At 69.8% G+C, this 9,085-nt stretch carries 13 protein-coding genes and 1 pseudogene; 6 read left to right on the forward strand and 8 right to left on the reverse strand.

The genetic code is table 11. The features are described from left to right. Window positions 1-42: 42 nt before the first annotated feature. Entirely contained in the window at window positions 43-2,040 is a 1,998-nt protein-coding gene (locus FE811_RS24015; protein WP_116222710.1) for a condensation domain-containing protein, read from the forward strand. On the opposite strand, the pseudogene FE811_RS28830 reads toward FE811_RS24015, so the two are convergent. After that, window positions 2,030-2,293, reverse strand: a pseudogene (locus FE811_RS28830) (hypothetical protein); the annotation flags it as partial. The gene FE811_RS24015 and the pseudogene FE811_RS28830 overlap by 11 nt on opposite strands. Between FE811_RS28830 and FE811_RS24025 the strand changes: the two are divergent. From FE811_RS24025 to FE811_RS28475, 5 genes are read left to right on the forward strand one after another with little or no spacing between them, the layout of a single operon-like run. After that, on the forward strand, window positions 2,242-2,877 hold the full coding sequence (locus tag FE811_RS24025) for a TonB-dependent receptor plug domain-containing protein (protein ID WP_116222709.1): 636 nt from the start codon (window positions 2,242-2,244) through the stop codon (window positions 2,875-2,877). The pseudogene FE811_RS28830 and the gene FE811_RS24025 overlap by 52 nt on opposite strands. Then, window positions 2,840-3,316, forward strand: coding sequence for a hypothetical protein (locus tag FE811_RS24030; RefSeq protein ID WP_116222708.1), 477 nt, complete (start codon window positions 2,840-2,842; stop codon window positions 3,314-3,316). The genes FE811_RS24025 and FE811_RS24030 overlap by 38 nt, the downstream gene beginning before the upstream one ends. Continuing rightward, entirely contained in the window at window positions 3,313-3,444 is a 132-nt protein-coding gene (locus FE811_RS28465) for a hypothetical protein (RefSeq protein ID WP_255469838.1), read from the forward strand. The genes FE811_RS24030 and FE811_RS28465 overlap by 4 nt, the downstream gene beginning before the upstream one ends. A 29-nt stretch (window positions 3,445-3,473) precedes the next feature. Further along, window positions 3,474-3,734, forward strand: a complete 261-nt coding sequence (locus FE811_RS28470; protein WP_255469840.1) for a hypothetical protein — start codon at window positions 3,474-3,476, stop codon at window positions 3,732-3,734. A gap of 47 nt (window positions 3,735-3,781) precedes the next feature. Next, window positions 3,782-4,297, forward strand: a complete 516-nt coding sequence (locus FE811_RS28475) for a TonB-dependent receptor domain-containing protein (protein ID WP_255469839.1) — start codon at window positions 3,782-3,784, stop codon at window positions 4,295-4,297. Window positions 4,298-4,360: 63 nt separating this feature from the next. On the opposite strand, the gene ureG is transcribed toward FE811_RS28475, so the two are convergent. Genes ureG through FE811_RS24070 form a run of 7 tightly spaced genes read right to left on the reverse strand, consistent with a single transcriptional unit; the run spans window position 4,361 to window position 8,947 of the window. Next, window positions 4,361-4,981 (reverse strand): urease accessory protein UreG, encoded by a 621-nt coding sequence (gene ureG, locus FE811_RS24040; protein ID WP_036755230.1) that lies wholly within the window; start codon window positions 4,979-4,981, stop codon window positions 4,361-4,363. Then, window positions 4,978-5,622 (reverse strand): urease accessory protein UreF, encoded by a 645-nt coding sequence (locus FE811_RS24045; RefSeq protein ID WP_370362701.1) that lies wholly within the window; start codon window positions 5,620-5,622, stop codon window positions 4,978-4,980. The genes ureG and FE811_RS24045 overlap by 4 nt, the downstream gene beginning before the upstream one ends. Continuing rightward, a complete protein-coding gene (locus FE811_RS24050; protein ID WP_116222706.1) occupies window positions 5,597-6,088 on the reverse strand; it encodes an urease accessory protein UreE in 492 nt (163 codons plus the stop codon). Before FE811_RS24050 ends, FE811_RS24045 begins: the two co-directional genes overlap by 26 nt. Window positions 6,089-6,090: 2 nt before the next feature. Beyond that, window positions 6,091-7,782, reverse strand: a complete 1,692-nt coding sequence (ureC, locus tag FE811_RS24055; RefSeq protein ID WP_116222705.1) for an urease subunit alpha — start codon at window positions 7,780-7,782, stop codon at window positions 6,091-6,093. 1 nt (window position 7,783) lies between these two features. After that, entirely contained in the window at window positions 7,784-8,089 is a 306-nt protein-coding gene (locus tag FE811_RS24060) for an urease subunit beta (protein ID WP_072462575.1), read from the reverse strand. 1 nt (window position 8,090) lies between these two features. Continuing rightward, a complete protein-coding gene (locus tag FE811_RS24065) occupies window positions 8,091-8,633 on the reverse strand; it encodes a HupE/UreJ family protein (RefSeq protein WP_116222704.1) in 543 nt (180 codons plus the stop codon). 11 nt (window positions 8,634-8,644) lie between these two features. After that, window positions 8,645-8,947, reverse strand: a complete 303-nt coding sequence (locus FE811_RS24070; RefSeq protein ID WP_036755147.1) for an urease subunit gamma — start codon at window positions 8,945-8,947, stop codon at window positions 8,645-8,647. Window positions 8,948-9,085 lie beyond the last annotated feature (138 nt).

Here is a 9,085-nt window from a genome sequence, read left to right on the forward strand (position 1 = left end):
ACGGCTATGTCAAGGTGCGCGGCGTGCCCATCTCGCTGGCGGATGTCGAGGCCGAGCTGGCCGCCCATCCCGCCATCGCGCAGGCGCTGGTCGTGGACCTGCCCGACGCGCGGGACGAGACGGTGCTGGCCGCTCTGGTCGCCGGCCGCGCCCTGCCCGAGCCGCGCGCTGCGCGCCTTCCTGCGAAAGCGGCTGCCGCAATCGCACCTTCCCGACCGCATCCTTGCGGTCCCGGCCCTGCCGCTGTCGGCCAATGGCAAACCCGACCGCCGCCGCGCGCGCCAGATCGCAGCCGAGCCCGGCCCCGAGCCCGCCGCGCCGCGCCGGACACCGGGCGACGCGCCCGCGGACGCGGACGAACTGGCGGGCCTGATCCTTGACGCCTTCCGCGAGGCGCTCGGCGCGCCGGGGATGGGGCCCGAGGACGATTTCTTCAACCATGGCGGGCATTCGCTGGTCGCGACCCGCATCATCGGCAAGTTGCAGGCCGAATACGGCATCATCCTGCACTTCATCGACATCTTCCGCCATCCGACCGCCCGTGCGCTGGCGGATATCGCCACCCGCAGCGCGCCGGCCGCACCGATGCCCGCAGCCGGCGAGGACGCCGCCAAGGCCCAGGCGGCGCCGCTGTCCTTGGCCCAGCAATCGCTGCGGAAGGCCTATGCCGCCTTCGGCCATGGCGGCATCTTCAACCTGCCTTTCGCCTTGCGTTTCCCGACACCGGTGGACGAGACGGTCTTCGGCCTGGCTTTCGGCGACCTGATCCGCCGCCATCCCGTCCTGCGCAGCCATTTCCGCGAACGGGACGGCCAGCCGCTGCAAGAGGTGGTCCCGGTCGAGCGGCTGGGCGACGACCGCGGGTTCTGGACCAGCGCCGAGGCCGGCGATGCCAGCCGCCGGACCGAGGCCGGCCATGTCTTCGACCTTGCCCGCGAATTGCCGCTGCGGCTGCGCTTCTTCCGCGAGGGGGACGAGCAGGTGCTGTCCATGCTGTTCCACCATGTCGTGCTGGACGAATGGTCGCTGAGCCTGCTGATGGACCAGCTTGGCCACGCCTATCGCCAGCGGGCGGGGCTGGCGCCGGAATGGCCCGACCAGCCGCCGGGCTTCCACCGCTTCGCCACCGCGCAAAGGGCGGCGCAGGCGGACCGCGCGCATCTGGACTATTGGCTGCATCACCTGCGCGGCGCGCCCCGCGCCCGGCCGATCCTGGGCGATGCGCCGGGCGGACGGGATCCGCAGGGCGGCTGGACCCGGATCGACCTGCCGGCGGAAATCGCGCGCGGGCTCTATGCCACGGCGCGGCGAAACGCGGCTTCGCTCTTCGCCACCGCCTATGCGGCGATCGGCGTGGCGCTGGGGCGCCTGGGCGGCATCGGCGACCTGGTAATCGGCACCTCAGCCTCGGGGCGCAACGATCCGGCTTGGTTCGATACCGTGGGCTATTTCACCACCATGACCGCGCATCGCCTGGCTTTGGGGGCGCAGGACACGCCCGCCGCGCTGATCGCGCAGGTGCGCGACCGCATCGCCCGGTCGCTGCCGCACTCCGAGATTCCGCTGGATCAGGTGGCCGAAGCGCTGACCGGCAATCCCGTCACCCGGCTGGACGAGATGTTCGAAGTCTTCATCCAGATCCACGCCCGGAACCGGATGAACGGCGCCATCGCGTTGATGGACGGCAAGTCGCGTCGAATACCGGCAGATCGACCCGGACAAGGCAGAGACCCTTCTTGGCCTCCAATTCGAGATCGTCGAGGACGTGGCGGGCGAGACCGTCGGCCTGCGCATCATGATGAGCCATCGCGCCGACCGCTACGGCCCGGCCAAGATCCGGCAGATCACCGCGGCGGTCCAGGCGATGCTGGCCCACTTTGCGCAACCCCAGGACGATCAGCCGCTGGCCGCCGGCCTGGCAGACCCCAGTGGCGCGGCCAGCGCCCCGCCGGCATGGGCCTCGCGGGATCGTATAGGGGCCGTGGACCTGCAGCTCGCCCGGCTCGCCGATGGCGGCCTCGCGCCTGTCGGGGCGGATGATGCGCAGCTCGTCCCAGGGCGACATCGGCCGGCCCTGGGTGTTCACGATGCGCTCTTCGCTGTCGGGCGGCGCGGTAAAGCAGACCAGCCCCTCGGCCATGCCGAAGACCTGCTGCAACTGGCAGCCCAGCCCGGGCCGGATGCGAATCACATCTGGCAGCCAGCACCCGCCAGCCCGCAGCTTCTCAAGAGGGTTTGGAGATGAATGGACGCAAGATCCCGGCATGGGTCGGCACGGGCACCCTGCTGGCATTGGCCATCGCCCCGGCGCTTACCCAGGACGGCCAGGGCGCGACCGAGACGATGCGGCTGGACGAAATCGTCCTGACCGGCGAAAAGCAGGCGCGCAGCGTCAAGCACACCGCCTCTTCCGTGGCGATCCTGACCGCGCGCGACCTTGAGGAGAACGGCGGGCAGGACAGCGTCGCCGATGCGGCGACGGGCATCGCCAACGTGACCTATGTCGCCTCGGGCGGACAGGGCGGCGCGCCCACCATCCGCGGCCAGGACAGCGAAGGCGCGCATTCGGGCGCGGTGGCCTTTTTCGGCGGCACCGCGCCGCGGCTGGCCTTCACCCTCGACGGCCATTCCCTAGGCTATAACGAAATCGTCTGGGGCAGCCAGGCGCTGTGGGACGTGGAATCCATCGAGGTCTTCCGCGGCCCGCAGACGGCGACCCAGGGCGCGAATTTCGATCGCCGGGGCGATCATCGCCAGGACCAAGGATCCGACCTTCCAGCCCCAGGGCGCCGCGCAGATGGAATACGGCAGCCACAGCCGCCTGATGGCCTCGGGATCCTTGTCCGAGGATCTGGCCGGGCGCATCGCCGTCGATGACTGGGCGCGCGACAATTACATCGACTATACCAATCCCGCCTTCGCGGTCGGCTCGACCGACCGGGACCATGAATCGCACACCATTCGCGCCAAGCTGCTGTGGCAGCCGCAAGAGATCCCCGGATTCCAGGGCAAGCTGACCTTCTTGCACGGCATGACGAACCGGCCGAACTGGGAGGCCGTGACCGAACCCTATGAGGACCTGGAAAGCGCCACCGCCTCGAACCCCAGCTGGCGGCTGCGCACCAACACCACGATCCTGGACCTGAGCCATGATTTCGGCAACGGCTGGACGCTGTTCAACCAGCTGCAATATTCCGACATCCGGATCAAGCGCTCGACCGAGCCGGTCAACTCGGGCACGGTGGTCCTGGACCAGGACGTGACCTCGAACGAGACCCGACCTTCGGCACGCCCGAGGACCGGATCAGCGGCGTGACGGGGCTGTTCGTCTCGCACACGGATTCGGACGAGTTGCTGGATTACCACGGCACCACCCCCTATGACGACCGCAAGGACAGCCTGGGGCTGTTCGCCGAAGCCACCTGGCGGACCGCTGGAACCTGACCGGCGGGCTGCGCTATCAGCGCGACGACATCACCCGGTGCGGCGTGTCGAGCTTTACCCCCAACCTGCTGGACTACGACGAAAGCTTCGACGCCTGGCTGCGCAAGCTGGCGCTGGCCCATGACCTCGACCGGTCGAGCCGCATCGGCGTCATGGTCAGCAAGGGCTACAACCCCGGCGGGGCGACGCTGAGCATGAACAGCGGCGAATACGTGCCCTTCGATGCGGAGATCTCGTGGAACTACGAGATCTTCGGCCGCATCCGGTTGCTCGACGACCGGATGGGCTGACCGGGAACCTGTTCTACACCCGACTGCACGATGCGCAGCGCTATGTCATGACCAGGCTGCCGGAGAACATAGGCCGTTCGATCACCGTCAATGCCGAGCGCACCAGATCCTATGGCCTGGAACTGGGGATGGACGATCTGCTGCGCGACAACCTGCGGGTCAAGGCGGGGCTGGGCCTGCTGCATGCCGAGATCGGCCGCTTGACCAGCGCGGCGGCGGAATACCAGGGCCACCGCTTCGGCCGCGCGCCCGACTATACGCTTTCGCTGGCGGCCGATTGGGACATCACGCCGCAATGGCGGCTCAGCGGCCAGCTGCGCCATACCGACGGCTATTATTCCGACGACAACGAGGACCGCGACAGTTGGGTCGCTTCCTATACCGTCGCCAATGCCCGGCTAACCTGGCAGCCGTACGAGAACCTGCAGGCCTTCGCCTATGTCAGCAACCTGTTCGACGACCGCTCGGTGACCTCTCTGCGGGCCAGCCGCTCGATCGGCGGCTTCGAGGCCACCGTGGTCGAGCCGCGCGAGCTGGGCATCGGCCTGAAGATGACGTTCTGATGCGAAGGGTGCCCCGGCAGCGACCGGGCCGCCCTGCCCCAGGGTCGCGCTGCGGCAGGCGGGTCAGGCGCCGTCCAGCCCGCCCAGGCGGCGGATCTCGGCCACGACCTCGGCCACGCCCTCGCCGGTGCGCAGGGAGCAGAAGCGCACCGGGCGCGCGCCGCGTTGCCGGGCCGCGTCGCGCGCCATGCGGTCGCGGTCGCAGCCCACCGCCTCGGCGATGTCGATCTTGTTGACGACCAGCAGGTCCGAGCGCGTGACCCCCGGCCCGCCCTTGCGCGGGATGTCGTCGCCCATGCCGCAGTCGATCTGATAGACCGTCAGGTCCGCCAGTTCCGGCGAGAAGGTGGCCGACAGGTTGTCGCCCCCCGACTCGATCAGGATCACGTCGAGGTCGGGAAAGGCCGCCGTCAGCTCTTCGACGGCGGCAAGGTTGATCGAGCAATCCTCGCGGATCGCCGTATGCGGGCAGCCGCCGGTCTCGACGCCGCGGATGCGCTCCAGCGGCAGGGCCTGCACGCGCATCAGGTATTCGGCATCCTCGCGCGTATAGATGTCGTTGGTGATCGCGGCGACGGACAGGTCTTGCGACAGCGCCCGGCAAAGCGCCTCGGTCAGGCGGGTCTTGCCCGCGCCGACCGGGCCGCCGATGCCGATGCGAAGCGGGCCGTTCGGGCTGGTCATGTGCGATAGATCCTTGGTTGCAGCGTTTCGTGGCGGATGGCGGCCAGGTCGCCGCGCAAGGTGCAGCCGCCCAGCTCGTCCAGCGTCGCGACCTCGGCCTCGGCGGCGATCTCGCGGATCAGCGGCATCAGGGCGGCCAGCACGCGCTGGCCCTGGGTCGGGCCGATGGGCACGGACTTGACGCAGGCCGTAACCAGGTTCGAGGCAAAGGCCTGCAGGAAGAGCGCCAGCGTTTCGGCAAGCGGCACCCCCGCACGGGCGGCCGCCATGCCGATGGCGACGGGATAGGGGGCGGGTGGCAGCGCGCCCTCGACGGCCGAGAGGGCGCGGGCGAAGCTTGCCCCCTGCTCGGCCGCCTCGCGGCGGCGCTCGGCGCAACCGGACAGCGCCAGGGCAAGCTCGGCCACATCCTCGCCCCGCCAGGCATGGGCCAAGAGGATCGCGTCGTTGCGGCCCGCCCCATGGCGCAAAAGATCGGCGATCCAGTCCTGCACCGCGTCCGGCCCGGTCAGCCAGCCATCGGCGATGGCCTGCTCGATGCCGTGCGAATAGGCAAAGCTGCCCACCGGCCAGGCGGGCGACAGCCAGGCAAACAGCCGTTGCAGCGCGGCAAGCTCAGCCATGGGGGTGGGGGTGGCCATGCGCATGCTGGTGCCCGTGCCCGTCCCCATGTCCATGCCCATGGCCCATGACCTGGGCCGGGCCATAGGCGCCGCCTTCGGGGATGAAAGGCTGCCGCGCCTCGGTCACGGTCGCGCCCAGGCCCTGCAGCATGGCGCGCAGGACGTGATCGGCGCGGATGACCAGGTGGAAGGGCTCGATCTGGCAGGGCGTGTGGCGGTTGCCGATATGCCAGGCCAGGCGCGGCAGGTCGCCGGTGACGATCAGCACCGGCTCGGCTGCGGCGACGACCTCGACCGGGCCGGCATCGCTCAGCAGCGCGTCGCCATGGGCCAGCGCGGTGACTTTCGGCAGATCGACCAGCAGGTCGGCGCCCGAGCGGGTGCGCAGCAGCTTGCGGCGCAGGAAGCGGGCATCATAGTCCAGCTCGACCCGGTCGATGGGCCGGGCGGCAAGCGGCGGGTGAAGGACGGCGGTGGCTTTCATCGTCAGAACAGGAAATAGCGTTGCGTCATGGGCAGGCTTTCGGCGGGCTGGCAGGTCAGCAACTCGCCATCCGCGCGCACCTCGTAGGTTTCGGGGTCGACATGGATCTCGGGGGTGGCGTCGTTCAGCACCATCTGCGCCTTGCCGATGCCGCGCGTGCCGCGCGCGGCGACCGTGTCCTTGGCCAGCCCCAGATGGCCCAGCTCGGCATCGCGGCTGACGAAGGTCACGGCGCTGCGTTCGACCGAGCGCCCGAAGGCCCCGAACATGGGCCGCGAATGCACCGGCTGCGGCGTCGGGATCGAGGCGTTGGGATCGCCCATCTGCGCCATGACCACGGTGCCGCCCAGCAGCACCATCCCGGGCTTGACGCCGAAGAAGGCGGGGTTCCACAGCACCAGGTCGGCGCGCTTGCCCGGCTCGACGGAACCGATCTCATGCGCCAATCCATGCGCGATGGCCGGGTTGATGGTGTATTTCGCGACATAGCGGCGGACGCGGAAATTGTCGGCCGGGCCATCGCCCAGCACGCCCCTTTGCACGCGCATCTTGTGGGCGGTCTGCCAGGTGCGGATCAGCACCTCACCCACCCGGCCCATGGCCTGGCTGTCGGACGAGATGATCGACATGGCACCGATGTCGTGCAGGATGTCCTCGGCCGCGATGGTCTCGCGCCGGATGCGGGATTCGGCAAAGGCGATGTCTTCCGGGATCGAGCGGTCCAAGTGATGGCAGACCATCAGCATGTCCAGATGCTCTTCCATCGTGTTGACGGTGAAGGGCCGCGTCGGGTTGGTCGAGGACGGGATCACGTTCGCCAGCCCCGCCACCCGGATGATGTCGGGCGCATGGCCGCCGCCCGCGCCCTCGGTATGGAAGGCATGGATGGTGCGGCCGGCGATGGCGGCGATGGTGTCCTCGACAAAGCCGCTTTCGTTCAGCGTGTCGGTGTGGATCATCACCTGCACGTCCATGCGGTCGGCGACGGAAAGGCAGCAGTCGATGGCGGCGGGGGTGGTGCCCCAGTCCTCGTGCAGCTTCATCGCGCAGGCGCCGGCGCGGACCTGTTCCTCCAGCGCGGCGGGCAGCGAGGCGTTGCCCTTGCCCGCAAAGGCCAGGTTCATCGGGAAGGCGTCCGCGGCTTGCAGCATCCGGCCGATATGCCAGGGCCCCGGCGTGCAGGTGGTGGCCAGCGTGCCATGCGCCGGGCCGGTGCCGCCGCCCAGCATGGTGGTGATGCCCGAATGCAGCGCGTCGTCGATCTGCTGGGGGCAGATGAAATGGATATGCGCGTCCATGGCGCCGGCGGTCAGGATGCGGCCTTCGCCCGCGATGATCTCGGTCCCCGGCCCGATCAGCACGGTGACGGCGGGCTGGGTATCGGGGTTGCCGGCCTTGCCGATCACCGCGATGCGCCCGTCCCGCAGGCCCACGTCCGCCTTGTAGATGCCGGTCGCATCCACGATCAGCGCATTGGTGATGACGGTGTCCATCGCGCCCTCGGCGCGGGATTTCTGCGACTGGCCCATGCCGTCGCGGATGACCTTGCCGCCGCCGAACTTGACCTCCTCGCCATAGGTGGTCAGGTCGCGCTCGACCTCGATGACCAGTTCGGTATCGGCCAGGCGCACGCGGTCGCCGGTGGTGGGGCCATAGATCGCCGCGTAATCGGCGCGGGACAGCGTGGCGGGCATCCTACAGCTCTCCCATGACGGCGGCGCGAAAGCCGAAGACCCGGCGGTCGCCCGCAAAGGGGATCAGGCCCACGTCGCGGGTCTGACCCGGCTCGAAGCGGATCGCGGTGCCGGCGGCGATGTCGAGGCGCATCCCCCGCGCAGCCGCGCGGTCGAAATCCAGCGCCGGGTTGGTTTCGGCGAAATGGTAATGGCTGCCGACCTGCACCGGGCGGTCGCCGGTATTGGCGACGGTCAGGACCAGGCGGGGGCGGCCGGCGTTCAGCACGATCTCGCCCTCGGCGGGGATGATCTCTCCGGGGATCATCTCAGGCCACCGCCAGCACAAGGCCCGCCGCGGCGGTCGCAGCGCCCAGCCAGCGCGCCAGCGGCAGGCGCCCCAGCGCGATGCCGATGCCGTGCAGGCCCGCCGTCGCCAGCGCAAAGCCCGCGGCATAGGCGGCCAGCCCCTGCGCCGGGCCTTCGATCCCGTGCGCATGGCCGTGCATCATGCCGAAGACCGCGATCACCGGCAGCACCATGGCCAGGCCCGGCCGCAGGGCCAGCGCGATCGCCGCGCCGATGACGATGGAAGAGGCCAGGATCACCGGCTCGACCAGCGGCAGGCCGACCCCTGCCGCACCCAGCGCGCCGCCCGCGACCATCGCCGCCACGAAGGCCAGCGGCAGCGCCCAGATCGCGCGTCCGCCGATGCCGGCCGCCCACAGGCCCACGGCCAGCATGGCCAGCAGGTGATCGGCCCCGCCCAGCGGGTGGGACAGGCCCGCCACCAGGGGCGCGCCCCCGCCGTGGCCGGTATGGGCAAGGGCCGCGGTCGGTGCCAGCAGCAGGGCGGCAAGAAGCTTTTTCATCGCGAAGTCCTTCAGCGGATGGGATGGTGGACCGTCACCAGCTTGGTGCCGTCGGGAAAGGTGGCCTCGACCTGGATCTCGGGGATCATCTCGGGCACGCCTTCCATGCAATCCTCGGCGCGCAGGATCTCGGCGCCCCAGGACATCAGGTCGGCGACCGAGCGGCCGTCGCGGGCGCCCTCGACCACGGCGTCGGTGATGATGGCGACGGCCTCGGGGTGGTTCAGCCTGACGCCGCGCGCCATGCGGTTGCGGGCGACGATGGCGGCCATGGCCACCAGCAGCTTGTCCTTTTCGCGGGGTGTCAGGTTCATCTCTTGCCTCACAATTGCCAGATGCGCGGCGGCGGGCCGGCGCGGAAATGCGCGATGAGCGGCACCAGCGCCGCCCGCAGGGCCTGGGCCGAGGGCGCCAGGAACCGTGCCACCTGAGAATGGCGGTGCGAAATTAGT

The sequence above is a fragment of the Paracoccus sp. FO-3 genome, assembly GCF_006386455.1.
Taxonomy (GTDB): Bacteria; Pseudomonadota; Alphaproteobacteria; order Rhodobacterales; family Rhodobacteraceae; genus Paracoccus; species Paracoccus versutus.

What these genes read in the sequence shown, in the direction of transcription:
- FE811_RS24070 (WP_036755147.1), bottom strand. Translation starts at nt 8,947, where the DNA reads ATGAACCTGACACCCCGCGAAAAGGACAAGCTGCTGGTGGCCATGGCC.
- FE811_RS24025 (WP_116222709.1), top strand. Translation starts at nt 2,242, where the DNA reads ATGAATGGACGCAAGATCCCGGCATGGGTCGGCACGGGCACCCTGCTG.
- FE811_RS24060 (WP_072462575.1), bottom strand. Translation starts at nt 8,089, where the DNA reads ATGATCCCCGGAGAGATCATCCCCGCCGAGGGCGAGATCGTGCTGAAC.
- FE811_RS28475 (WP_255469839.1), top strand. Translation starts at nt 3,782, where the DNA reads ATGACCAGGCTGCCGGAGAACATAGGCCGTTCGATCACCGTCAATGCC.
- FE811_RS24050 (WP_116222706.1), bottom strand. Translation starts at nt 6,088, where the DNA reads ATGAAAGCCACCGCCGTCCTTCACCCGCCGCTTGCCGCCCGGCCCATC.
- FE811_RS24045 (WP_370362701.1), bottom strand. Translation starts at nt 5,622, where the DNA reads ATGGCCACCCCCACCCCCATGGCTGAGCTTGCCGCGCTGCAACGGCTG.
- ureG (WP_036755230.1), bottom strand. Translation starts at nt 4,981, where the DNA reads ATGACCAGCCCGAACGGCCCGCTTCGCATCGGCATCGGCGGCCCGGTC.
- FE811_RS24065 (WP_116222704.1), bottom strand. Translation starts at nt 8,633, where the DNA reads ATGAAAAAGCTTCTTGCCGCCCTGCTGCTGGCACCGACCGCGGCCCTT.
- FE811_RS24015 (WP_116222710.1), top strand. Translation starts at nt 43, where the DNA reads ATGTCGAGGCCGAGCTGGCCGCCCATCCCGCCATCGCGCAGGCGCTGG.
- ureC (WP_116222705.1), bottom strand. Translation starts at nt 7,782, where the DNA reads ATGCCCGCCACGCTGTCCCGCGCCGATTACGCGGCGATCTATGGCCCC.